The 24,535-nt window shown below is 56.9% G+C and carries 23 protein-coding genes; 10 read left to right on the top strand and 13 right to left on the bottom strand.

The genetic code is table 11. The annotated features are described in order from the left end of the window. Positions 1–8: 8 nt before the first annotated feature. The 7 genes from EI42_RS15060 to uraD form a co-directional block, all read right to left on the bottom strand. Positions 9–2,204, bottom strand: coding sequence for a xanthine dehydrogenase family protein molybdopterin-binding subunit (locus EI42_RS15060; protein WP_111323412.1), 2,196 nt, complete (start codon positions 2,202–2,204; stop codon positions 9–11). Further along, positions 2,201–3,613 (bottom strand): FAD binding domain-containing protein, encoded by a 1,413-nt coding sequence (locus EI42_RS15055; protein WP_111323410.1) that lies wholly within the window; start codon positions 3,611–3,613, stop codon positions 2,201–2,203. The genes EI42_RS15060 and EI42_RS15055 overlap by 4 nt, the downstream gene beginning before the upstream one ends. 24 nt (positions 3,614–3,637) lie before the next feature. Beyond that, positions 3,638–4,990, bottom strand: coding sequence for an allantoinase (locus EI42_RS15050; RefSeq protein ID WP_111323408.1), 1,353 nt, complete (start codon positions 4,988–4,990; stop codon positions 3,638–3,640). Continuing rightward, positions 4,987–6,216 carry an allantoate amidohydrolase gene (locus tag EI42_RS15045; protein ID WP_111323406.1) on the bottom strand — a complete coding sequence of 410 codons (1,230 nt, stop codon included), beginning with the start codon at positions 6,214–6,216 and terminating at the stop codon, positions 4,987–4,989. Before EI42_RS15045 ends, EI42_RS15050 begins: the two co-directional genes overlap by 4 nt. Before the next feature lie 3 nt (positions 6,217–6,219). Continuing rightward, positions 6,220–6,573 carry a hydroxyisourate hydrolase gene (gene uraH / locus EI42_RS15040; protein WP_111323404.1) on the bottom strand — a complete coding sequence of 118 codons (354 nt, stop codon included), beginning with the start codon at positions 6,571–6,573 and terminating at the stop codon, positions 6,220–6,222. Positions 6,574–6,587: 14 nt separating this feature from the next. After that, positions 6,588–7,520 (bottom strand): factor-independent urate hydroxylase, encoded by a 933-nt coding sequence (gene pucL, locus EI42_RS15035; RefSeq protein WP_111323402.1) that lies wholly within the window; start codon positions 7,518–7,520, stop codon positions 6,588–6,590. A 93-nt stretch (positions 7,521–7,613) separates the two neighbouring features. After that, a complete protein-coding gene (uraD, locus tag EI42_RS15030; RefSeq protein WP_111323400.1) occupies positions 7,614–8,126 on the bottom strand; it encodes a 2-oxo-4-hydroxy-4-carboxy-5-ureidoimidazoline decarboxylase in 513 nt (170 codons plus the stop codon). A 398-nt stretch (positions 8,127–8,524) separates the two neighbouring features. Here uraD and EI42_RS15025 point away from each other — a divergent pair, with 398 nt between their 5' ends. The 4 genes from EI42_RS15025 (at position 8,525) to EI42_RS15010 (ending at position 13,575) form a co-directional block, all read left to right on the top strand. Then, a complete protein-coding gene (locus EI42_RS15025) occupies positions 8,525–9,424 on the top strand; it encodes a 2-hydroxy-3-oxopropionate reductase (protein WP_111323398.1) in 900 nt (299 codons plus the stop codon). A gap of 36 nt (positions 9,425–9,460) precedes the next feature. Next, entirely contained in the window at positions 9,461–11,203 is a 1,743-nt protein-coding gene (gene gcl / locus EI42_RS15020; protein ID WP_111323396.1) for a glyoxylate carboligase, read from the top strand. A 77-nt stretch (positions 11,204–11,280) separates the two neighbouring features. Further along, positions 11,281–12,648 carry an 8-oxoguanine deaminase gene (locus EI42_RS15015; protein ID WP_111323394.1) on the top strand — a complete coding sequence of 456 codons (1,368 nt, stop codon included), beginning with the start codon at positions 11,281–11,283 and terminating at the stop codon, positions 12,646–12,648. Positions 12,649–12,798: 150 nt separating this feature from the next. Then, entirely contained in the window at positions 12,799–13,575 is a 777-nt protein-coding gene (locus EI42_RS15010) for an IclR family transcriptional regulator (RefSeq protein ID WP_246046258.1), read from the top strand. Between the two features lie 71 nt (positions 13,576–13,646). Here EI42_RS15010 and EI42_RS15005 read toward each other — a convergent pair whose 3' ends face one another. After that, complete coding sequence (locus EI42_RS15005; RefSeq protein ID WP_211326180.1) at positions 13,647–14,060, bottom strand: MerR family transcriptional regulator; 414 nt, start codon at positions 14,058–14,060, stop codon at positions 13,647–13,649. A 295-nt stretch (positions 14,061–14,355) separates the two neighbouring features. Here EI42_RS15005 and EI42_RS15000 point away from each other — a divergent pair, with 295 nt between their 5' ends. Next, positions 14,356–15,987, top strand: a complete 1,632-nt coding sequence (locus tag EI42_RS15000; RefSeq protein WP_111323388.1) for an L-lactate permease — start codon at positions 14,356–14,358, stop codon at positions 15,985–15,987. A gap of 160 nt (positions 15,988–16,147) precedes the next feature. Here EI42_RS15000 and EI42_RS14995 read toward each other — a convergent pair whose 3' ends face one another. Beyond that, entirely contained in the window at positions 16,148–16,987 is an 840-nt protein-coding gene (locus tag EI42_RS14995) for a phosphotransferase enzyme family protein (protein WP_111323386.1), read from the bottom strand. Positions 16,988–17,463: 476 nt separating this feature from the next. Here EI42_RS14995 and EI42_RS14990 point away from each other — a divergent pair, with 476 nt between their 5' ends. Continuing rightward, the gene (locus EI42_RS14990) at positions 17,464–18,303 is read left to right on the top strand and encodes a polysaccharide deacetylase family protein (RefSeq protein WP_111323384.1); all 840 of its coding nucleotides are present in this window, start codon (positions 17,464–17,466) and stop codon (positions 18,301–18,303) included. Between the two features lie 36 nt (positions 18,304–18,339). Here EI42_RS14990 and EI42_RS14985 read toward each other — a convergent pair whose 3' ends face one another. The 3 genes from EI42_RS14985 to EI42_RS32535 all read right to left on the bottom strand — a co-directional run bounded on the left by EI42_RS14985 (position 18,340) and on the right by EI42_RS32535 (position 20,730). Next, positions 18,340–19,203 (bottom strand): DnaA ATPase domain-containing protein, encoded by an 864-nt coding sequence (locus EI42_RS14985; protein ID WP_111323382.1) that lies wholly within the window; start codon positions 19,201–19,203, stop codon positions 18,340–18,342. Between the two features lie 14 nt (positions 19,204–19,217). Further along, complete coding sequence (locus EI42_RS14980; protein WP_137686003.1) at positions 19,218–20,414, bottom strand: hypothetical protein; 1,197 nt, start codon at positions 20,412–20,414, stop codon at positions 19,218–19,220. A 151-nt stretch (positions 20,415–20,565) separates the two neighbouring features. Continuing rightward, entirely contained in the window at positions 20,566–20,730 is a 165-nt protein-coding gene (locus EI42_RS32535; protein WP_170142641.1) for a hypothetical protein, read from the bottom strand. Positions 20,731–21,103: 373 nt separating this feature from the next. Here EI42_RS32535 and EI42_RS14975 point away from each other — a divergent pair, with 373 nt between their 5' ends. Further along, the gene (locus EI42_RS14975; protein WP_111323378.1) at positions 21,104–21,301 is read left to right on the top strand and encodes a hypothetical protein; all 198 of its coding nucleotides are present in this window, start codon (positions 21,104–21,106) and stop codon (positions 21,299–21,301) included. Positions 21,302–21,346: 45 nt separating this feature from the next. Here the strand turns inward: EI42_RS14975 and EI42_RS14970 are convergent, their stop codons facing one another. Continuing rightward, positions 21,347–21,748 (bottom strand): NUDIX hydrolase, encoded by a 402-nt coding sequence (locus tag EI42_RS14970; protein ID WP_111323376.1) that lies wholly within the window; start codon positions 21,746–21,748, stop codon positions 21,347–21,349. A gap of 240 nt (positions 21,749–21,988) precedes the next feature. On the opposite strand from EI42_RS14970, the gene EI42_RS14965 reads away from it, so the two are divergent. From EI42_RS14965 to EI42_RS14960, 3 genes are all read left to right on the top strand, one after another. Next, the gene (locus EI42_RS14965) at positions 21,989–22,360 is read left to right on the top strand and encodes a VOC family protein (RefSeq protein ID WP_170142640.1); all 372 of its coding nucleotides are present in this window, start codon (positions 21,989–21,991) and stop codon (positions 22,358–22,360) included. 30 nt (positions 22,361–22,390) lie between these two features. Next, entirely contained in the window at positions 22,391–22,513 is a 123-nt protein-coding gene (locus EI42_RS34360; RefSeq protein ID WP_282957323.1) for a hypothetical protein, read from the top strand. Positions 22,514–22,774: 261 nt separating this feature from the next. Further along, the gene (locus tag EI42_RS14960) at positions 22,775–24,484 is read left to right on the top strand and encodes a M3 family oligoendopeptidase (RefSeq protein ID WP_111323372.1); all 1,710 of its coding nucleotides are present in this window, start codon (positions 22,775–22,777) and stop codon (positions 24,482–24,484) included. The last annotated feature ends 51 nt before the right edge of the window (positions 24,485–24,535 follow it).

The raw sequence follows: 24,535 nt of genomic DNA, 5'->3' as shown, positions 1-24,535 counted from the left end.
CTTTTGCTTTATTGGGCGGCTATCGTCGCTTGCTGTTGTTCTAACTCGGACCGCTTCCGAAGCGCCGCAAGCACACGCTCCGGGACCATCGGCAGTTGCTTCAGCCAGACCCCTACCGCATCATGAATCGCAATCGCCACCGCAGGCGCAAACGGCACAAGCGGCATTTCGGCGACACCACGCGCACCATACGGGCCGTTGGGATCGGCAAGTTCCAGCACGACCGGTCGAATATCATGCGGCATATCAAGGGCCGTGGGGAGCAGATAGGTGCTCAGGTAAGGGGTCAGGACATGGCCCTCACGCACCTGGAAATGCTCCAGCAGCGCATAGCCGACTGCTTGCGCAAGACACCCCTCAATCTGTCCCGTCACCTGCTGCATATTGATCGCTTTTCCTACATCATGCACGCTAATCACCCGCATCACCCGCACCTGACCGGTCAGCGTGTTCACCTCCACCTCGACCGCCTGCGCCGCGTAGCCATAGCAATAGTTCGGGGTAGCGCGACCGCTTCCCGCCTCCATTGCCGTCGTCGCGGGCGGCCGAAACTGGAACGTGGCCTCGGCCCTCTCGTCATCGGTATAACTCCACTTCTCACGCGCCGCCAGAGCCGCATCACGCACCGCACGCCCACCCATCAGCGTCATACGTGAGGCCGAGGTACTGCCCGCGTTCGGCGTTATGCTGCTGTCCTCACAGATCAGCGATATCTTCTCAAGCGGCAAGCCAAGCGCCTCCGCCGCAATCTGACGGAGTGCCAGATGCGCCCCCTGCCCGACATCGGTCGCACCGATCCGCACTTCGGCCCGCTCTAGCTCGGCCTCGCCAAACACCGTCACGGTCGCGGTTGCCTGCTCTGGATACCCGAACGAGTAGCCCAAATTCTTAATCCCGCTGGCGATCCCGCGTCCCCGGCGCAAGTACGGCTCGGACGGCTGCTGAAGCTCACCCCATGTACGCATCTCCTCAAGGCAGCGCTCAAGCACGGGAAGCGCACTGACGCCAGGTGGCAACTGGTTCTGTGTCGGCTCAATGCTGCCCTCACGGTAGATGTTCTGACGGCGCAGCTCAACCGGATCCATACCAAGCTTGTGAGCAAGACGCGTTACCATGATCTCGGTCGCAAAGTGAGCCTGCGGTGCCCCAAAGCCGCGAAATGCACCACTCGGTACATTATTTGTATAGAGTGCGTAGGCGTCGACCTTGATATGTGGAACCTCATAGCAGCCGCTTGCGAAGAGCGCCGCGACCTTCAGCACCTCCTCGCTGGTGGAGGCATAGGCCCCGCCGTCAGCCAGCACTTCGGCTTCCACCGCCACAATCCGCCCACCCTTCGTCACACCCCAACGACAGTGAATGGTCATCGGATGCCGCTTGTGGTGCGCAATGATCGACTCTTCTCGGCTCCACTGCATCGCGACCGGACGCCGCAATTTCCAGGCAGCCAGAGCAAGCAAGTGCTGAAGGGAGAGGTCTTCACGGCCACCAAACGCGCCACCGACCGCAGCATAGCGAATGATGACCTGGTCCTCAGGGAGTTTGAGTATTTTTGCAATCTGCCGGCGATCCTCGTGCAGCCACTGGCCCGCCGTTTCGATAATAACGCGATTCTGCTCATCGATATATGCTATACCGGCCTCGGGCTGCAAGTAGGCGTGCTCCTGCCAGCCTGTTTCAAAGGTATCTTCAAGCGTCAGATCGGCCTGCGCAAACCCGGCGCGGATATCGCCCTTGCGAATAGGCACATGCTTCAGAATGTTCGTACCTGGTTTTTCATGCACAAGCGGCGCATCGGGAGCCAGCGCGGCCCGGGCATCACAGACCGCTGGTAGATCCTCGTACCGCACTACAACCTGCTTCGCGCCCGCTATCGCCGCCTCTTTGCTTTCAGCGACAACCAGCGCCACCTTATCGCCCTCAAAGCGCACCACGTCCTCGCACAGCACTGGCTGATCGTCCACCCCCAGACCAAAGGCGTTATAGGGAACGTCGGCAGCGGTCAGCACAGCCACCACTCCGGGAGCCTGTAGAGCCGCTTCAGTCTCAAGCGCAAGGATACGCGCATGTGGACGATGAGCATACACCACCTGCATATGCAGCATGCCGGGCTTGATGAGATCTGCCGGATACCGCGTTGCACCCGTGACTTTGCCGATCGCGTCGGGTCGCTTCAGAGGCTCACCGATAATACTTCTTCTCATGATTTCCCTGCCTTCCCGGCTGTCAGATCGCTCTGCACAGCAGCCTGTACTGCATCAAGAATCTTACTATATCCTGTACAGCGGCAAATGTTGCCACTCAGCGCCACACGCACCTGGTCGAGATCGGGGTGCGGACACTCGTCAAGCAGCTTGGCACCGGCCATCAGCATACCCGGGATACAGAAGCCGCACTGGACCGCCGCACAATCGACGAACGCTTGCTGCAAGGGGTGCAGGGTGTCGCCGTCGGCCAGTCCCTCGATCGTGGTTACTTCGGCACCGTGAGCCTGTGCAGCAGGCACCAGGCACGACATCACCGCCTGCCCGTTCAGCCAGACCGTACAGGCCCCACACTCACCCTCAGCGCAGCCCTCCTTCGTGCCGGTCAGCCCCGCATCCTCACGCAGCGCGTTGAGCAGCGTCTTGCGCTCCGCACCAACCAGGCGGCAAGGCTTCCCGTTCACCGTCGTCTCGATGGTTCCCGTGAATGGTTTGGCCTCTGCTTGCTTGCCGGTATCCAGCGCTACAGGCGCATCCATCCGCTGATCTCGCACATCGTTCGCGGCAATGCGACGCAGGCCCTGCTCAATATAGTGCTGCAATGTCTCATAGCGATACTCCGCCGAGGCTCGCACATCGCCGATCGGCGTTACATCCTGCCTGGCGATTCGGCCCGCCTCCTGACAGGTTTCCGCGTCTAGCTCCTTGCCCTGAAGATAGGTCTCAACCGAGCGAGCATGCACCACCGTCGGAGCCAGGCAGCCAAGCGTGATCCGCGCCTGACTGACACGCGGACCGTCAAACGTCAGGACGAACGCGACATCGATCACCGAGATCGCCTGCGCGCCCCGCAGGCCAAGCTTGAGGAAGAGGCCCCGCTGCTGCTCGCGCAACGCAGGAACCCGAATCTCACGAAGCAGCTCCCCGGGCCGCAGCACGGTACGCCTGAAGCCGGCATAGAAGTCATCAAGCGCGACGACACGTTCACCCTCCTTGCTACACAGCACAACCTCGGCCCCAAGCGCCATCAGGGGGGCAATGCTATCGTTCGCAGGCGACGCGGTAATCAGGTTGCCCGCCAGCGTTGCCCGATTGCGAATCTGCGGTGCGCCGACCTCCCAACATGCCTGAGCCAGCGGCAGCAGCCGTTCGCGGCAAGCAGCCGACATCACGATATCGTTATGCGTCGTCAGGGCACCAAAGGCAAACACGCCCTGCTCCTCACGCAGATAACGCAGCTCCGCAAGCCCCGTAATATCAATCAAGGTCCGCGTCGGCTTGACCCCGCGCTGAAGCTCAACCAGCACATCAGTCCCACCCGCAACCACCCGGGCCGTATCCCCATATCGCGCCAGTTGCTCCAGCGCCTCCGCAAGCGTTGTCGGGCGAACAATCGTTTCCCAGAACATAATGAAGTCTCCTCTCAAGCGCTCTTACACCTTCGCTCCCGGACGCAGCAACCGTCCATACGGCCTTTCAGCATGCCAACCTTCCAGGTAGACGGTCTGCCCGCGCACAACGGTTCGTTCTATCACTCCCTGCATCTCCCGCCCGATATAGGGGCTATGCTGATGCCGGTAAAAGAGACCATCCTGTTGCAGCGTATAGCGCTTTTCCAGCCTGACAAGCACGAAATCCGCGTCGCTCCCCACCGTAAGGCTTCCCTTCTGTGGCCAGAGGCGAAAACGTCGGGCCACGCGTGCCGAGATCAGCTCAACAAGCAGCGGCAAGGGAAGCCGACGCGCCGCGTAGCCCTCGGTCAACAAGAGCGGAAGCGTCGACTGTGCGCCCGAAATGCCGCCCCAGGCCGCGAAAAAGTCCTCGTGCTCCTTGAGTTCCCGAGGTGCAGGCGAGTGATCCGAAGCCACAAACGCGATCTCACCCCGGCGCACATAGTCCCAGAGCGCTTCCTGCTCCTCAAGCGGCCTCAGCGGCGGCGCGCACTTCGCAACCGCCCCGAGCTGCTCAACATCCTCTTCTGTAAGCACCAGATAGTGCGGGCAGGTCTCACAGCTTACATCGACCCCACGTGCCCGTGCTTCGATTACCAGTCGAACACCAGCCCCACAACTGACATGCACGATATGGAGAGGACAGCCGGTTTCATCTGCAAACAGGATTGCCCGTTGAATGGCTTCAACTTCCGCTATGATCGGACGCGATTCTAAATATGCTCGAATATCGGTCTTTCCCTGCGCCCGAGCCCGCTGTGCAAGCGCCCGCGTCAGAGTGAGGTTCTCGGCATGAACCGCAAGCAAGCTTCCAAGCTTCGCGATGCGCTGCATCCCCTCGTACAGCGTCAGATCATCAACTGACTGAAAATCGTCAGTGCCGCTCTCGCTCATAAACGCCTTGAAACCGATCACACCACACTCAACCAGCTCGTCAAGCTGTTCCAGGTTATCCGGTTGCAGCGCTCCCCAGAAGGCAAAATCCAGCAAAGACGCCTGCTGAGCGGCCTCAAGCTTTTGTCGAAAGGCAGCAGCGTCACGCGTCGGCGGGGTGGAGTTCAACGGCATATCGAAAAAGGCCGTCATGCCGCCCGCAGCCAGGGCTCGCGATCCGGTGGCGAAGCCCTCCCAGTGCGTGCGCCCGGGCTCGTTGATATGCACATGCGCATCGATGCCGCCAGGAAAGAGATAGAGCCCGCTCGCGTCGATCTCCTCCTGTGCTGAGCCCGTCAGCTCTCGACCAAGCGCAACGATGGTTCCGGCAGACACTGCCAGGTCGATTGTTTCACCGCTTGCCAGGGTACCATTGCGCACAAGCAGATCATAGGTACTCATACAGCCGCCTCCTGAGCCAGTAGAAGGACAAAGCGCTCCAGTGTATCGAGCGCGATCGCTACATCTTCTACCGCTACTGCCTCATCGGGATGATGACTGATCCCGCCGCGACAGCGCACAAAGAGCATCGCAATATCGGTCAATTCTGCCATGACAACGGCATCATGGCCGGCCCCGCTCGGGAGCGTCATGAGCGGGTAGCCGCTAGCTTCTACCGCCCGTTCCAGTAGACGGCGCAGACGCGGCTGACAGTGGACTGCCTTGCTCTCTTGCAGCACCTCCCATTGCACCGTGATGCCGCGTCGCTGGCAGCTTGCCCGTATCTGTTCCAGCACGCGGGAGAGCGCCCGCGCACGGGTAGTATCATCCTGATGACGTATATCGATACTGAAGCGCACTTCTCCGGGAATAACGTTACTTGCGCCCGGCAGGACGCTTGCCTGACCAACCGTGGCGACCAATCCCGGGTACTCGCACGCTTCCTTCTCTATCAGTAGCAGGCACTCCGCCGCCGCACAGAGCGCATCCCGCCGGAGCGACATCGGCACCGTGCCAGCATGCCCGGCAAGCCCGATGCAGCGAACATTCAGGCGGCTCTGTCCGGCAATGGCCGTCACGACGCCGATAGGCACCTGCTGCGCCTCCAGAACCGGTCCCTGCTCAATATGCACCTCGCAGTAGCCAAGCAGGTCTTCGCGACGCCAGCGAGGCTGCTTAAGCGCCTCAGGAATGCCGCCATACCCGCGAATCGCCTCGGCGAGCGTTGTGCCAGTTGCATCGGTCAGCAGCAGCGCATCGGGAGCCAGCATACCGGTTGCACTCTTGCTTCCAAGATACGCATGCTGAAAACGCAGGCCCTCCTCATCAGTAAACCCGACCACTTCAAGCGCGAAGGGAAGCCGCTCGCCCCGCCTGTAGAGACGCTCCACACAGGAGAGCGCCACCAGCACCCCGAGCGGACCATCATAGCGCCCGGCATTGCGCACCGAATCGAGGTGCGAGCCGAGCACCAGCGTTTGCATGCCCGCTTGCTGTCCCTCATAACGCCCGAAAATATTTCCTATTGCATCCTGCTGTACGCTCATGCCTGCCTCACGCATCCAGCCCGCAACCAGGCTATTGACCTGCTGCATTGACGGGCTGAGGCTTGGCCGCGTGAGCATCCCGGGCTCTTCGCTCAAGCGGCCCAGGATGTCGCAGCGTTCCATCACTGTCGTTGCGGACATAGTTTAACTCCCGCGATAGGTGGAATAGGCCCACGGTGACACTAACAATGGAATATGGTAGTGAGCCGTTGCATCGGCAATCCCAAAGCGAATGGGCACAATATCCAGAAATGGTGGATCGGGCAATTCAACCTGCAGTGCAGCGAAATAGGCCCACACGGCGAACGTCAGCTCATAGCGGCCCTGGCGAAACTCCTCACCCTGAAGCAACGGCTGCACGGTTCGGCCATCAGCGCCGGTGTAGACCGTTTTCAGCAGGTGCCGTGTCTCACCAAGCCGCCAGAGCTCGATCTGCATATTTTCCGCCGGGATGCCATGCATGGTATCCAGCACATGCGTGGTCAGGAAACCGGTCATCTGCACCTCCCTTGTCAGCGGCTCAACGTCAGCTTAATCAGGCCATAGGCCGGGAACGGGTCGCTGTAGACCTTCACCCTCTCGTCCACGCTTGACACGGCCATCGGATCGCGGGTGCGGTTCTGCGCCTCAAAAGAGACCTCGGCGAGCTGCGGGAAGCGATCCAGCAAGCGCTTGCCCATCTCGTATACAAGATGTTGAATCGACTCGCTGACAAACTCATGGAACACGGTTTGTAGCAGATCGCGCACCTGCTCGGCTGGCACATAGCGCTGATGGTCGGCTGCCAGCATATCAGCGACCTCGCCATACTTCCAGAATACGTCAAGGTAGATGAACAGGGGCCGATCCTCGCGCTCGGGCAGAGTCGTATACTCATCGCGATAAAAGCGGGTAAACGAGCTTCCTGTTACCTTGAACAGCTCTAGCCCGACCTGCCCACAGCGATGATTCGAGAGCGTCGGATGTTGCTGCTCATCCCGTGCGAGATCGAGCGAGGCAACCGCGTAGTCCCCATGAGCACGGCTGAACAGCACTTCGCTTTGCTCAAAGCGCTCCTGATGCGGCACAGGGACATAATGAAAGGGAAGTTCACGCCCGCTCACTCGAAGCGCCTCCATATGACTATAGGCAGCCAGCAGGTTGCGCCCCAGATATTCAAGGAAGCCTTCAAGCGTCGCGCCCTCATAGGACAACGCCTGCCGCAGAACGAAATTCTTCATGCTGTCGGTCGCCACCACATTCGAGTTATCCCCTTTTTCGTATGCCGGAAAAAAGTTCCGCCCGAACACCTCAACGTCTACTTCCAGTGCAAAGAGCGTGTTTGGCCTGCCAGTAAAGGCAGATTCAGGAATAGCAGAAATACCTTCAAGTGGAGTTGCATAGACACGATAAACAGGGACGCGCATCTTGCCATAACTGATGTCAAAAGAATAGCCACCGCTCATAATGAGGCTCCTTTCGCGATTCATTCGCTGTATCGGGTTCACTGAACACAGAAGAAAGAGTACATCGGACGGCTCTATATGCTTCGGGAAGGACTACTGTAACAAATCCTGAAGCCGGTAGTGGCAGATCTTCTCAATCTCGCCAAGCGCAATCTTCATTTCCTGCTCGGCTGTATGCTGCAACCGCTCAGGATAGCTGGCAAGAATGCTCTCTTTGGTATTCTCGCGCGTACAGATCAGAAAAGGGAAGCCAAAGCGCTCACGATACGCCTGATTCAAGCGTGTAAAGGTTGCCAGTTCTTCAGGAGACAGGCGGTTCAACCGGGCAGAGGCCTGCTCATCGGTCGATGCGGGGGAAAGGGTGCCAAGCTGCGCGGCCCGCCCGGCAAGGTCGGGATGCGCCCGGATCAAATCAAGCTGACGCTCGCGGGGTGCCTGTTCCAGAATCGTGCAGAGCGCCTGATGCAGCTCTTGCTTGCTCTGGAACGGTCGCGCCTTCCATGCCTCACGCACGATCCAGGGGGACCCCTCAAAGAGCGATGAAAGCGTTGCAGTAAAGCGTTCCTGGTCAAGAGCATTTATTTCCTGCAATGTCATCTTTGTCATAGCAGTGCCTCTTCTTCACAAAAATACACTCAACGAACGAAGGGAAAGTCTGACAGCGACTTCCAGGGTTTCACTATGTTCTACTTTCTACATGACGGAAAACGCTTTTCAAATGCAGAAACTATGGAGAGTATAAACTGTCCTTTTCCTTTTTGTCAAGGGTAAAGTGAAGAAATTCAAGCGGCGAGAAAATTTCAATCACAAACGAACAGAAGTGCATTTGTGCCCGAGAAGTGTTGACAAAGCGAAAAGTTGCAGGGTATATTTCGTAATAAGAAAATTACTTTTTCTTATCGCGGAAAAGCATGCGGGTAGATGAACCCTCCGCAGAGAAACATGTTTGAGCAACGGAAACTCCATTTCCCGCTCTAGCAGATGTGCAAAAGGAGATTTTTCGTATGGTGGAAAAGATCGGCTTTATCGGTCTGGGCATTATGGGCAAGCCAATGGCGCTCAACCTGCTGAAGGCGGGCTATCCCGTGCTGGTGCAGAACCACCGGCAGGCCGTGACCGATGAGATGAGCGCGCACGGCGCACAGGCAGCGCCCTCACCCGCCGAAGTCGCGGCGCAAAGCGATATCGTCATCACCATGCTTCCCGATTCGCCCCAGGTTCGGGACGTTATGCTCGGAGAACAGGGCGTCATTATGGGCGCACATACAGGGCTGATTGCGATCGATATGAGCACCATTTCACCCATTGTGACCCGGGAGATCGCGCAACGCCTGAGCGAACAGGGGGTTGAGATGCTGGATGCGCCTGTCAGCGGCGGCGACAGGGGCGCGATAGAAGGAACCCTCTCGATCATGGTTGGCGGCTCGGAAGCGACCTTTTCCCGCTGTCGGCCCATTTTTGAGGCGCTTGGCAAAACAATCGTCCATGTCGGCGAGATCGGCGCGGGGCAGATCGTCAAGGCCTGCAATCAGATTGTCGTCGCCCTGACCATCGAAGCAGTCGGTGAGGCGTTAGTGCTCGGCTCCAGGGCAGGCGTCCGACCGGAGAAGATTCTACAGGTGCTCGGTGGCGGGCTGGCCGCGAACCGCGTGATGGAGCTGCGCGGGCCCAACATGCTCGCTCACAACTTCACGCCCGGCTTCCGCATCCGGCTGCATCACAAGGATCTCGGCATTGCGCTCAGTACCGCTCGGGCGTTTGGCACCTCACTGCCAGTGACGGCGCTGATCGATCAGATGCTTGCAGCGCTTGAAGCAAACGGGCGCGGCGAGCTGGATCATTCGGCCCTGCTGACCTATCTGGAAGATCTGGCACAACATCGCATCGGAGAGAATGAAGAGTAGGAGTCGTTCTACCAGCAAGAAAGGATTCAGAGTTCTATGACTCGTATGTCTGCAACTGACGCGGCTGTACAGGTAATGCTCGATGAAGGTGTTGAAATCGTCTTTGGCATTCCCGGTGCGGCTATTCTTCCGCTCTACCAGTCAATCATGAAAAGCGGCAAGATCCGCAATTACATCGTGCGCCACGAGGAAGGAGGCACCCACGCGGCTGACGGCTACGCCAGAGCAACCGGCAAAGTCGGCGTGATGATCGGCACCTCGGGTCCGGCAGGCACAAATATGATTACCGGGCTGTATACAGCAACAGCGGACTCTATCCCCATGATCTGCATTACCGGTCAGGCACAGTCGCATCTGCTGCATAAAGAGGCATTTCAGGCAGTGGATATCGTTGGCTGCGCCACACCTGTCACCAAATGGAGCGTGCTCGTCAAGGAGCCTGCACAGGTGCCCTGGGTCTTTCGCGAGGCGTTTCGGATCGCGCAGGATGGCCGCCCGGGCGCGGTCCTGATCGACCTGCCGCTTGATGTTCAGCGCGGTGAGCTCGACTTTGACCCTACCCTCTCCTCGCGGCTGCCGCTCACCAGACCTGCCCCCTCTGCCGCCGCAATCGAGCGAGCGCTTGAGATGCTGCTAGAGGCCGAGCGCCCGCTATTGATGCTGGGTGGCGGCGTCATCAGCGCAAACGCAACCGAGGAATTCCGCCAGCTTGCTGAACACCTCAATATCCCCGTCACGGTCACGCTGATGGGCAAGGGCGGCTTCCCCGAGGATCACCCGCTGTTCGCCGGAATGGCAGGCATCCAGACGCAGACGCGCTATGGCAATCAACTCTTTCTTGAATCAGATGTCGTGCTGGCGATAGGAGCCCGTTTCGCCGACCGCCACACAGGCGACCTCACGATCTATCGGGGCCAGCGACGCTTTATTCATATCGACATCGAGCCCACGCAGATTGGCAGGGTCTTCGCCCCCGATCTGGGAATTGTCTCTGACGCAAAATTGGCACTGAAGGCGCTTCTTGAGCTTGCTCACACGATCCCGGCCCGCCAGGAATCGCCCTGGACGCAGCGCGTCGCTCACCTGCGCACAACGCTGACGCGGCGCATGGACTTCGATGAAACGCCGATCAAGCCCCCGCGCGTATTTAAAGAGATCAACGAATTCTTTGACCGGGATACGATTTTTGTCACGGCGATCGGGCTCTATCAGATCTGGTCGGGACAGTTCCAGCACGTCTACAAGCCGCGTCACTATATGGTCTGTGGTCAGGCAGGCCCGCTCGGGTGGGAGATCCCGGCGTGTATCGGCGTCAAGCTGGCACATCCTGATACACTGGTTGTAGGCATTGTCGGCGACTACTCGTTTCAATTCTTGATGGAAGAAGTCGCAGTAGCAGTGCAATATCGGATTCCATTTATCCTGGTCATGATCAACAATGCCTATATGGGCCTGATCCGCCAATCGGAGATAGCATATACTATGAATTACTGTGTCGATCTAGCGTACAGCGCACCCAACACCGATGGCAACACGCCTGGCATCGATCACGTGAAGGTGATGGAGGCAATGGGAGCGCTCGGGCGGCGTGTAGAGGCTCCGCAGGACATTCGGCCCGCACTTGAATGGGCGGTTCGCGAGGCCGAGGCGCAGCGCGTTCCCGTGCTGGTTGAGGTCATCGTTGAGCGTGAGGCGAACGCTGCGATGGGCGCGGCGCTCAATGCAATCACTGAATTCGAGCCGCTACCCGCGCTCGACACAGCAACGGTTCCTTCCTGAGTGTATGGAGCCAGGTAGAGGGGCGACGCACTCTCTACCTGCTCGCTTCAATACAAGAATAGCTACAGAAAGAGTGCATCATGAAAACATTGCTTCTGAAACATGCAACGCTGCTTGTGTCAATGGACGACAACGGAACCACCTGGAACGATGGCGGGATCTATGTAGAAGACAATGTTATTCGCCAGATCGGGCCAACGCCAGAGCTGCCGCAGGAGGCCGACACCATCATTGACGCCAGCGACATGATTGTTCTCCCCGGGCTTGTCAACACGCATCACCACTTCTATCAGACGCTCACCCGCTGCATTCCCGAGGCCCAGAACGCCACCCTGTTCCACTGGCTCCGCACGCTCTACCCGATCTGGGCGCGACTGACCCCGCAGGCAATCGCCGTGAGCACCCGCACCGCAATCGCAGAACTCATGCTCTCAGGCTGCACCACAACAAGCGATCATACGTATATCTGGCCCAATGGCTCCCGGATCGACGACCAAATTGAGGCCGCGCAAACCATGCGCATTCGCTTCCACGCCACTCGCGGCTCGATGTCGGTTGGTGAGAGCAAGGGCGGGCTGCCCCCCGATAGCGTCGTTGAGGATGAAGAGACTATCCTGCGCGACTCACGTCGAGTCATAGAGGAATATCATGACTCATCGCGCTACTCGATGCTGCGTATCGCGCTTGCCCCCTGTTCTCCCTTCTCCGTCTCGCCCGATCTGATGCGCGAAAGTATCGCGTTAGCCCGCTCCTACGGCGTCCAGGCGCATACGCACCTTGCCGAAACGCTCGACGAGGCCGAATACTGCAAACAGCACTTCGGACGCTCGCCGGTCGAGCTGATGGAGGATCTGGGCTGGCTTGGCGGCGATGTCTGGCACGCCCACACCGTTCACCTGAGCAGTACGGAGATCGAGCAGCTCGGCAAGACGCGCACGGGAGCCGCCCATTGCCCGAGCTCAAATATGCGGCTGGCTTCGGGTATCGCGCCCGTCATGCAGCTTCAGCAAGCTGGTGCCCGTGTTGGGCTCGGCGTTGATGGCTCGGCCTCGAACGATAGCTCACACCTGCTGGCCGAGGCACGACAGGCCATGCTTCTGCAACGCGTGATGGGAAATCCCGGAGCTATGACCGCTTCTCAGGCGCTCTGGATGGCAACCAGAGGCGGCGCGAGCGTCCTGGGGCGCGACGATATTGGCTATCTTGCGCCCGATATGGCCGCCGATTTTATTGGCTTTCGTCTCAATACGCTTGAACTTTCCGGTGGGGCAGTCCATGATGCTCCTGCCTCTCTCATCTTCTGTCACCCACCTCATGTCGATCTGAGCGTGATCAACGGAATGGTCTGTGTGCTGAATAAAGAGCTCATTCACGCCGACCTCACCGAACTCGTTCAGGAGCAGAACCGGGTCGCCTGGGCCCTTGTGCGCGATGAGCTGCGCTAACCGACAGGCGTAATACTGCCTCCTTGCCGCTCATGCGTGAGGAGGAGTCGAGAAGCGGCGCGTGTTATGATATAATACAGTAATCTTTTCGCTATGTGGAAAAGAAAATAGAAAATGCGGGCCCTTCTCTGGCTCGAAAAAGGACAAGCCATGAGCGGAGTACAATCAATCGAAAGAGCGCTAGATCTGCTTGAATACCTGGCCCAGTCTGGTGGCTGGGTCGGGGTCAGCGAGCTCAGCAATGCAACCGGGCAGCCAGTAGCGACAGTACATCGGCTTTTATCAACTCTAGTGGCACGCAGGTATGTCATCCGCGATAATCAGGCACGGCGCTATGCGCTTGGCCCGGCCTTTCGCCGGCTGGCAGGCGTCGAACTTCCCGCACTTGACTGGTCAACCCTCGCAACTCCATATCTACGGCAGCTTGTCGAGATCAGCGGCGAAACGGCCAATCTGGCAATTATGGCGCGCTATCGTGCCGTGTATGTGGCCCAGGCACAGCCTCCGACCCGGCTTGTGCGCATGTTTACCGAGCTCGGGAACAAGGTGCCGCTGCATGCGACTGGATGCGGCAAAGTCCTGCTTGCGTACCAGCCGGATAGCGTGGTCACGTCCATCATTGCGCAGGCGGGACTGCCAGCCTTTACAGACAAGACCATCACCGACCCCGATCACCTCCGCCAGGAACTGGAGCTGATTCGGCAGCGGGGCTATGCGATGGACAATGGCGAGCAAGAAGACGGCGTCCGGTGCCTTGCGGTGCCGGTCTATGGCCCTGATGAAACGGTGCTGGCAGCAATGAGCATCTCAGGCCCATCGAGCCGCCTGAGCAACATGCAGACGCCGATTATGATTCCCCACCTGAAGCGGATCAGCGCCGCTCTAACCGCAGCTCTGGAGGAAAAACACCTGCTCCCGCTGGGATAAAGCGTTGAAGCGCAGCAGGTCGAAACAAGATTCTGCTGCGTCTTCTCCCTGATTATTCTCTATCTGTACAGCTACGCCCGTGATATTTCCTGCATTGGCTGTTCAGTGAGCTCTACCTGCGATTCGATGGCAGATCCACCCCCATCGGTGGTCAGCGTCGTATAGAGCCTGATCTTCTTCTCGATCTTATGAAGGTTATTCTCCAGCTCATGCATATGATCCAGCACATGCTTACGATGTAGCAATAGCAGATCCAGGCGCTCCTGTTCGGTCCCCGCACCTTTTTTCTTCAGATCCATATATTGCTTCATCTGCCTGATGGGCATACCAGTAGAACGCAGGCACATCAGGAACGTCAGCCATTCCAGATCTCTTTCAGTGTAGCGGCGATGACCATTCGAGGCGCGCTCAACGGAGTCAAGCAGCCCGATACGCTCATAATAGCGCAGGGTATGCGCGCTGATGCCAGTTCTTTCTGCTACCATTTGAATCGTGAGTTCTTCTTCCATGATGGTAGTATAACGCTTCGAGTATACCTTACGTCAAGGGCTTTCCCTCCTGAAAATGGGCCTGTATACGGACATCAAAACCGGTACAGGGTATGGTATACTTTTTCTATTCAGCATCCTCATAGAAAGGGGTAGAAATCAACAGACCCATCACGCACTAACAGACCTCTCAACAGTTGCAAGGTTGCAACGCGCTCACCCTATGAAGGTGGGAGCCAGAAAGCTTTGTTGTATCGCTTGACAGGCGGCTCCAAACAAGGAGGTTTATTTCATGCACTGGACTCAGTTATACACCCCTGTTCTTGACAATCTCCTGCTTTCGGCCATTGTGGCCGCGCTTCCCGTCGTCGTTTTGCTCGGCCTGCTGGCTTTATTTCACATTCGCGCCCATTGGGCTGCACTCGCCGGGCTGGCCGCAGCAATCCTCATCGCGCTACTGGTTTATCGCATGCCCGCCTCGGCGCTCTTCGCCTCAACGCTCTATGGCGCGGCCTATGGCCTGTTCCCGATAGGCTGGATCATCATCGGCGCCATCTTTGTCTACGATATCACGGTGCACACGGGCATGTTCGAGGTCATCAAGCAGACCGTTGCGAACCTCTCGCGCGACCGGAGGCTGCAACTGCTCTTGATCGCCTTCAGTTTTGGCGCGTTCGTCGAGGGCGCGGCAGGCTTTGGTACACCGGTTGCTGTTTCGGCGGCCATGTTGATCGGGCTTGGTTTTCGCCCGCTCCCTGCCGCGGGGCTGGCACTGATCGGAAACACGGCTCCGGTCGCATTTGGAGCGCTCGGAAGCCCTATCCTGGCACTGGCCTCGGTCACGAACATTCCCACTGATACACTCAGCGCTATGATCGGGCGTCAGCTTCCCTTTTTCTCGGTCCTCGTTCCTTTCTGGCTGATCTGGGCAATGGCGGGATGGCGCGGGATGCTGGAAGTCTGGCCTGCCTGCCTGGTTGCGGGCCTGAGCTTCGCCATCACACAATTTGCCGTCAGCAACTTCTTCGGGCCGACGCTGGTTGACATTGCCGGAGCGCTGATCTCCATTCTCTGCCTGGTTGGTTTTATGAAGATCTGGCATCCACGCACAACCTGGCAATTCCCGGAAGAAGCCGCCCGAGAAGCCGAGCCAGAGACCAGCATTCCCTTCTCGCTTGCCTTTCGTGCCTGGTCGCCCTGGCTGCTCCTGGCAATTATCCTCTTTTTATGGGGCTTCCCGCCGGTCAAGAACCTGCTGAACAGCATCTCGAATCCGCAGATTGTCGTACCTTTTCTGCACAACCTGATCTTTCGTGCACCTCCTGTCGTCCCAAAGCCGACGCCTGAAACAGCAGTGTTCAGCTTAAACTGGCTCTCGGCAACGGGAACCGGCCTCTTGCTTACCGGGATACTCGCGGGCCTGCTGCTACGGCTCAGCCCGCTAACGTTGCTCAAGCTTTTCGGCGGCACGCTGTGGCGGCTCCGCTTCTCGCTGCTGACCATCGCGGCCATGCTGGCGCTTGGCTACACCACGCGATACGCAGGTCTAGATGCTACGGTGGGTCTTGCGTTCGCCAGTACAGGCGTCCTCTTCCCCTTCTTCTCGCCGCTTCTGGGCTGGCTTGGAGTTGCCCTGACGGGTAGCGATACCTCGTCCAACGTGCTCTTTGGCAGCTTGCAGCGCATCACTGCCGAGAAACTGGGCTTCTCACCGGTACTTGCGGCGGCAGCGAACAGCAGCGGCGGCGTCATGGGCAAGATGATTGACGCACAGAGCATCGTTGTCGCGGGTGTTGCAACCGGCCAGAAAGGCGAAGAAGGCTCGATCCTGCGCTATGTCTTCTTCCATAGCCTTGCGCTGGCGGCGCTCGTCGGCTTGCTTGTGCTGTTACAGGCCTATGTCTTCCCTGGCATGATTCCATAAACGCGCCTGTGGAGCCCGGTAAGATGCTGCCGGGCTCTCGGCTCTCCTCTCCTTATCTACTCTAAAGCATTGTGCATTTCCCACTCGCGCAACAGCCTGAGCGTTCGTTGCACAATTGCGTCGAAACCCTGCAGACTGGACGCAGAGTGCAACGCGGCGATCAGCGCCAGATCTCGCGAATCGCCACCAAAGCGGGAATACGTTTCTGATCCGCCTCGATTGGTCGCAGTTCGGTATAGCCCTTCAAGAATGCCCGCCACAGCCTGTCATCGGGGTCCATATGATAGAAGCCCTCGCACCAACGCACGGTAGCCAGATCATAGGCACGCCAGCCGGGACCGCAGCAGTCAAAATCGAACAATGTGACCATACGAGCGCCGTCAAGATGCTCATTCAGAATGTGGCTATCTCCGTGACACGCTCCATAATCAAGCCCCTGCTCAGCAAACTGCTCCAGGGAGGCCCAATCGGCAACGACCCAGGAATGCAGCGGTTCCAATGTCTGCAACGAAGCATCGAGCAGCACAGACAAATCAAGCGCCTCTCGCTGCACTGATGGCGAGAAGCTATCAGCGGCGTTATGCATCGCGGCCAGCGCTCGCCCATGTATATAGCTGTCTTCAACGCTATGCCTGTCGGGCGGCTCCCCGGGCGCATAGCTGAAGAGAACCGCGAAACGGGGCCCTTCCGGCGCGAGCAGCTCCGTGAGATACTCGCCATCCTCCCGGCTGATCGGCGTCGAAACTGCAATGCCCCGCTGATCGAGATGGTGCAGCAGCTCAAGCTCATAACGGATCGCGTCTCGAGAACGCCAGCCCGCCCGATAGATGCGCAGGGTAAACCGCTCCTCAGGCCCCCTGACCAGATAGGAATCATTCACCCCCCGAGAGAGCAGGATGCAATCAGGCAGGCTCTGAAAGCCATAGTGAGTCAGCACCTCACGCCGGAGCGCGGCAGCCGAGAGCATCGAATGCGCGACAGGGAAAAAAGGGTATAGCATGTGACAACTGTTCCAAACAGCAATACTCCTTTTCTTCGCTCCTCGATGGGAAGGAGCATACAGGCAGCCCAAGTTATACCTGCATGGGATCGATCAACAGATTTTGCCTGTTATACCTTATATCCTTCTCTCACGCCCCTCCCTCGCATCTTCTTCAAAGGCGTCACCTCTCTTTCAGCGCGGTTCGAGCCTGCATTTCTATCCCTTTCAGCCTGAGAGATGCTGCAATGTCGTTCTGAAAAACGATTTCTCGCGATTTTAAGCGCAACAAATCAATCAATCCACGCATTTCTTTCTATAGATCCACATGGATCCTGGTCCTCAAGCAGCGGACCCTACCAGCGAACGTATGGACTGTGACATCAGCTTCATCTCTGGCACATCCGGCCAACAGGAAAGCGGATGAAGCGCACTATTTAAAACATCTTTCTATAAAAAACCTGTATTGTTTCTCTATACTAGAAAGGCATCTCTCAATGTCAAATCAGGGACGGAATCCCAGACCATCACTCTTCCTCCGAATTGTCCTGCCTCTGATGGTACTCTGTCTTCTAGGTGCTGGCGTCTGGCTTCTCATCGCCTATCAGGAACAGGCCACAGCACAGCAGCGAGCAACAGCCACACCAACCGTTGCCGTCACGCCAACGCCTTCACCGACGCCTTCACCGACGCCTTCACCCACTCCGACAATCGAGCCCATTACTGTGACCCAGGCCATCACGAATGGCAATCGGCAGCTCAAGGAAGTAGCGCTGACCTTCGACGATGGCCCGCATCCCGCAAACACCGAGCAGGTGCTTGCGATACTCCAGCAGTATCATGTCAAAGCGACCTTCTTCGCGCTGGGCGAGAACATCCAGGCGAACCCCGATCTGATCAAAAAAGAATATCAGGCCGGCCACGTGGTTGCGAGCCATACATGGTCACATCCAAATTTACAGACCCTTTCTCAAAAGCAGATCCACGATGAGATGAGAAACACAGCCGAACTCATCTACAAGACGATCGGGGTCTATCCGCCACTGATGCGCCCGCCCTATGGTAACTACAACAAGCAGGTACTCAAGGAAGCAGGCAAGCTCGGTGAGCAGGTGATCCTCTGGGATGTGGACACCGAAGACTGGAAACTCCCCGGCCCCAACTCCATCTACGATACAGCCATGCGCGAAGTGGGCAATGGCTCTATCATCCTGATGCACGATGGCGGCGGCAATCGCTCCCAGACGATCGCGGCGCTTCCCCGGCTCATTGAGACGCTTCAGAAGCAGGGATACAAGCTGGTCACGGTCCCACAACTGCTGAAGGATTCGGAATAGACACGCAGGGGCACATCCTCAGTGGAGGTTTGCCCCTCACACCTCCTCCAGCAAGCGATAATCGTCCGAGCGCATCTGAACCGAGACAAGCCCGCGTGAGAAGCGAGATAAGGCGGCACTCCCGATATAGTGGACCAACTCATCCCGTTCATTTACGCTGATCACCGTTGGCCGGCCGGCCTTCGAGCGTTCATCCATAATCATCCAGTAGATTTCCTGGCGTTCAGCGGTGCGCTCGCCCTTGTCCACATCATCGAGCACCAAGACCGCCGTATGGATCGCCTGCTGCATCAAGCGAATGTGTTGGGTCTGATCAAGCATCCGGCGGGTGTCGCGATAGGTTCTCAGAAAGCTCACCGCCGAAGCAAACAGGCTGGCGATGGGCTCGCGCTGCCCTTCCTGCTCTCGCAGCTTGTTGCAAATGGCCGCCGCCAGATGAGTCTTGCCGGTGCCACTGGGGCCATACAGCAGCAAATTCCCTTTGGGCTCATTGGCAAAGGCAAGGGCCTTGCCATAGGCCTCCAATTCTCGAGTCATGTCAAAATTGGCAAACGTGCGCGAAGAGAGAAACTCGATAGCTTTCGCGTCGTCCCACTGCCTGCCAAGCCAGCCCGCGAACGTTCGCTTGCGCATCTCTTCGCACTTCTTTTGCCGTTTCTCCGCTTCCTGCCTTGCCCGATTGGCACGCTTCTCACACTCACATGTCGTCCGAATCCAGTAATGTTGTCCGGGAACGCACTTGGGCGGCATCGGTCCACAAACGGGACAGGTCCAAAACAGCTCTTCAGGCGGCTCGATGCTTCTCCGTCCGCTCGGGATGATCGCCTCCACGTCGCTCGCCTGAAACAGCGGGCGAAATTCAGACTGTTGCCTCCACAAATAGGAATTGTCTCCGTGCATCCCATTTCCTCCTGTCACGATAGAAAGCCTTTCTCTCGCAAGAATGCCAGTTGTTCCTGAAGAGGCAGCTTTGCAAATGCCTCTCGATCTATTTTCAACGCTTCTCTACGCTGCTGATCCTGTAACTTCTTCTGCAACTTATGTTCCTCCCTTTCAGCATCACTGAGTGTGATATAGTGTACGGCTTCCGGCCTGGCCTGGACGGGCTGCTGAAGCGGGCCGAGGGCTGCAAGGTCATAGTGATGCAACACATCCTTCAACCTCACCCCACGTGCACGCCACCAGCCATCCTGCTGAGCAAGCAAGCGATCACGAATAGCACGCACATCCTCCGCACTGGCCTCAATGCGTGCCAGTTCGGTAGCAGCCTGGATGTTTTCGGGCACACGCGGCATACGCTTGGCATGAATCTGATCCCAGGCGCCTAGAATAGCCTCTACAGCCGGTGCAAGCTTGCGCTCTTGCTTTGCCGGGAGAGATTGGGCAGCTTCTCGCTTCAAGCGCGCCTGTGATGCCGACAGCCTGCTTGCAACCAATATCTCCTCTTGCTTACAGCTTGTTTGCGCGCTCACAGCGATTGGTGCCGTTCGCGTCACCTCTTCTGATCGCTCAAACACAGCAGCGCGAGCGCGCATGGCAGCGGAGACCGGAGGCACAGCCTGTTTTTGACAGGGCACCTCTCTCTCGCATTGTGTGGAATATGAATTCTGTGTTCCGGATTCTATGTTGAGTCCAATTTTAAACGGGTCACCCGTCTGATTTTGAACGTCATCAGAGCCGAAGGCGTTTATTTTTAGACGGGTTTGTTTTGGGACGCATCCATTTTCCAACGAGGGAACAGGCACAGGTTCCCGAGCGGGGAGTTCCTGCAAGCGGGCGTTTATCAGCTCCACGTGCAGCCAGTACTGATAGGTATCTTTCCCATACAGGCGATAGGGGCGTTTCCGAATCAGGCCACGCGCTTCCAGCCGCCGCAACGCCTGCATGATGGTCGAGCGCCCATAGAGGAAGTAAAGCGAGGCCTGCCACTGCGGATATGACATGTAGATATACGGAACCTTACCGCTGTCGAGCTTGGAGTTCGTCCATTCTTCCAGTACCCCGAGGATCAGCGCCTCGCAGTGATCGCCCTCGCAGAGCTCCAGGAGATCGGAGTGCAGCTTGATAAAAAAGCGGTCAGGTCGATGTACCAATACGCTAGTTCTTCCCATGTACCTCATCCCCCATATTGACGTATGTATACATGTTTCTTGAGTTGGAGTACGTCCCGTGCTATGATAAAGCGAACGTTCCAGATGCTTCGACGTCGCGCAGGGAAACGCCCTGCACGACGAAGAACAATTTTGTTTGCTACGTCCCCGTTCAAGAGGTCAGCCAGACAGCGGCGGCCTCTTTCTTTTTGACAGCTAGAGAGAGCATCCAGGCTGGCTTTTGTGGGAGAATATGTCTGAAGGATATCAACAGCCCTATCCACCCGACAGAGACCCAACAGAGCAGCGCTTTGCTGATCGGTACCTGTTCTTCCATCTGTCGACCCTGCTACCAGCTTATCAACATTCCGAGTACGCTGCAGTTACTTCGATAGCTATTTTCGCATACTGATTCATGTTCTGTCAATACCCTATTTGCTGTTACGCAAAATTCTGCGTCAAAAATCGGCGCAAAACAGAACTGCTGATAAAAGAGCACATACAAGCAGCGTCGAAAAACTACCTGTATCTCTCACTTATCCTCTTTCTAAGAGTATAAAGGAAAAAGGTACAAATGTACAAATATTTCGCCCTGAACTCCCCTTTTTTCCTACTTCGCCAGCCACACCGCTTTTTCGACACAACGCTTGCCGCTTGCTTGAGAACATGCTACAGTAAAAGAAGCAAACAACTGAGAGGGGTGATAGAGTATGGAGAACGAAACCGGAACACCGCCCCAGGGCAACGCTCCATATGGGCCACCCGAGCGCCCCTGTTTTATCTGCGGACAACAGGCCTGGCACTGGAACGGTGAAGGCTATGTCTGTGCTTCCGGAGATGCCAAACATCAAGAACGCGAGCAGTGGTCATGGGTCCATGTGCCCGGAAAACCAGCCGATGAGGCATGACCATGCGGAGGCGGGCCGTCAGATACGGCGGCCCGTCGAGCCCACTCAGGCAAGCAGCCCCTGCTCTTTGAGATGCTCAAAGATCTGCTGCGTCACCTGCGAGACCTTCGTTTTATCCTTATACTGCAACCAGGCAACCTCTTCAACCTCGGCCAATGCCTGAATCTCTCCCCGGAATTGCCCGGTATAGCACGTCATCTGCACCACTGTTCCCTCTGCCTTCCCGTGAGCCTGAGCCGAAAATTGCCCGAAATAGGTAATGGTTTCCGGTATCAGCTCAATACCTAGCTCTTCCCGAACCTCACGTGACAGCGCTTCCTGATCCGTCTCAGCGCCCTCACGCTTGCCTCCAGGAAGATAATAGGTATCCTTACCCCGCGAACGAGCACAAAGCACCTGCCGATCGACCAGATAGACCCACGCCAGCTTATCAATAAAAGATGTCATTCTACATTCTCCGTTTCTAGAAAAGATCTCATCCTATTATACTACTGAGAGACTTCTGCTTCAGCCCTCATAAAGAACATCCATGCGCAAAACGGCACACACCTGTCCCGAAGTTCAGGAAGCTCCTGCCTGAAAGGGCATACTATTTCTCTCATCCATATGCTATCCTGTAACGTGAAGAAAACAGATCTTCCAGAAATACAGCAGGTAACGGATAACCGAACAGGAAACGGTGAAGCAATGTTTCAAATCGAAGCTCTTGACCATATCGGCCTTATTGTACAGAACGTACAGTATTCAGTAGAATGGTACTCCTCTGTACTTGGCATGCATCCATGTCAGGCATGCTCGTTGAGCGGAGAAAAGCAACAATCGATCAGGGTGACCTCTGGCAGCGCCTCTATTGTGCTTTTTCCGCCTTCGGCCCGCAACAAGGTTATGCCATTTTACGGCCACATTGCTATGCGCCTCTTGCGAACCGACTTCGAGCGGGCAAAGGAGCACCTGCAAAGCAAGCGTGTTCCGTTCAATATCGTCTCATATCCCTCTTACGACTCTATCTATCTCAAAGATCCGGACGGGTACCAGATTGAATTGAGTACCGCGAAATAACAGGTACGCAAGAATAGCTACGCAGAAACAATGACAAATGACCGCACCGGAACGATGCAGAACGGCCTCGGTGGGCTTCCCCACCAGGGTCGGGAGCATTTCCACGAAACGGCAAGAAAGATGCTTGCTCACCCCGCAAAGCCCTGGCGCTAAAACCTCTTCACGCTCTTCAACCCGACTCACACTCTCTGCATGTTCTATCCTATATTCACTCTATAGCATTTTCTTACTTGACAAAACCATCGAAGTCTGAGAAGATGAGGGCGAATAAAGCGTACAACAAGGGGTTCTTCTACTGCATATAGAAGCGCATCGGATTCGGACACCTGTGAGGATTCTCGATTATTCCTGTGCTGACACCTGAACATATGATCGCTAGAAACTCCCCGATAGTTTTGCAGAAAGGGCATTTGTATGTATAGCACGCTTCCCGCCACAAGTGAGGAGTTTGAAAAGCTGCACTGGGCAGATATAGAGCCCTGGTACCGCGAATTACTGGATGCTCCCCTCTCACAAGAGACCGTTGAACCCTGGCTGCGACAGTGGTCACACCTCGGCGAACTGACCAACGAAACATTGACGCGCCACGAAATCGACTGCACACGCAATACCGAAGATACATCACTTTTTGAACGTAAGCAGCGCTTCGAGCAAGATGTGTATACACATATCCAGGCGGTTGAGCAACAGATCAATCAAAAGCTGCTCGATAGCGGGCTTGAGCCAGAGGGCTTTGAGCTGCCTCTGCGCAAACTTCGCACCGAGACCGAGCTGTATCGCGAGGAAAACCAGCCACTCCTGAATGAGGAGCGCGAGCTGTCTATTGCGTACCAGCGCATCGGTGGCGCACGACTCGTCGAATGGGAAGGGAAGCAGGTCACGCCCGATTCCCTCGCCATTGTGCTTCAGGGCAAAGATCGCGAACGGCGTGAACAGGCCTGGCGCCTGATCGCAGAGCGCGTGATGGAGGACCGCGAGCAACTGGACGCTCTCTGGTCAAAGATCTTTCGTGTTCGTCAGCAGATCGCGCAAAATGCCGGTTTTAGCAATTATCGCGAATATCGCTGGCAACAGTTGTTCCGCTTTGACTATACACCAGAGGATAGCAAAGCCTTTCATGAATCAGTTGCACAAATCATCGTACCAGCAGCGAGCCGCATCTGGGAGAAACGCCGCCAGCTTCTCGGCATAGAGACGCTGCGTCCCTGGGATACAGACGTTCAGCCGCAGAGCAAGGGCGAGACGCCCTACGAGGATGTGTACGCGATCCTGCCACAATGTGCCGCCGCTTTTGGGAAGGTCGACCCGCAGCTTCAGCACTATTTCAATATTATGATTGACGAGCATCTTTTTGATATTGATGATCGACCGGCAAAAGCAGGAGGCGGTTACAATCTCCCACTTGAAGTGAAAAAACGTCCTTTCATCTTCGGACGCGCTTTCTCGTTGCATGACGTAGGAAACCTCATCTGCCATGAAGCCGGTCACGCATTCCATACCTTTGAAATGGCGCATCTTCCCTATGTGCATCAGCGCAAAGAAGACTTCCTGCCGATGGAGTTCGCTGAAGTCGCCTCAACCAGCATGGAGATCATCGGACCGATGCACCTTGCAGAAGCCGGGCTCTGCACGCCGCAAGAGGGCGCACGCCTGCAAATCAAAACCCTCGAATCCATGCTCATTAACCTGATCCCGATGGTTGTACGCGGCGACGCCTTCCAGCACTGGCTGTATGAGAATCCCGAGCTGGCAACCGACCCGGAGGCATGCGGGCAGAAATGGGCCGAGCTGACACAGCGCTATCTCCCCGACATCGATTGGAGCGACCTGGAAGCAGCCCTGAAGATGAACTGGCAGCGTGTTCTCCACTTCTACTGCGTGCCATTCTACTATATCGAGTATGCCTTTGCGGCCATTGGCGCAATCCAGATCTGGCAGAACTACCGCAAGGACCCGCAAAGCGCAATTCAACGCTATCGCTCGGCCCTGGCGCTCGGCTCCACGAAGCCGCTGCCGGAGCTGTATGAGGCGGCAGGCGCTCAATTCCGCTTTGACGCCGAAATGCTTCAGTCAATCGTGACTTCTCTCCTTGAAGCAATCGAGGAGCTGGAAAAGCAGGCGTAGTCGCAATGCACTTTTTCTAGAAACGCAACGGGCAACAGCTCAACAATACCA

The organism is Thermosporothrix hazakensis (genome assembly GCF_003253565.1).
Taxonomy (GTDB): domain Bacteria; phylum Chloroflexota; class Ktedonobacteria; order Ktedonobacterales; family Ktedonobacteraceae; genus Thermosporothrix; species Thermosporothrix hazakensis.
Note: the sequence above shows the minus strand (reverse complement) of the source record. Positions and strands in the feature narration are given on the sequence as shown.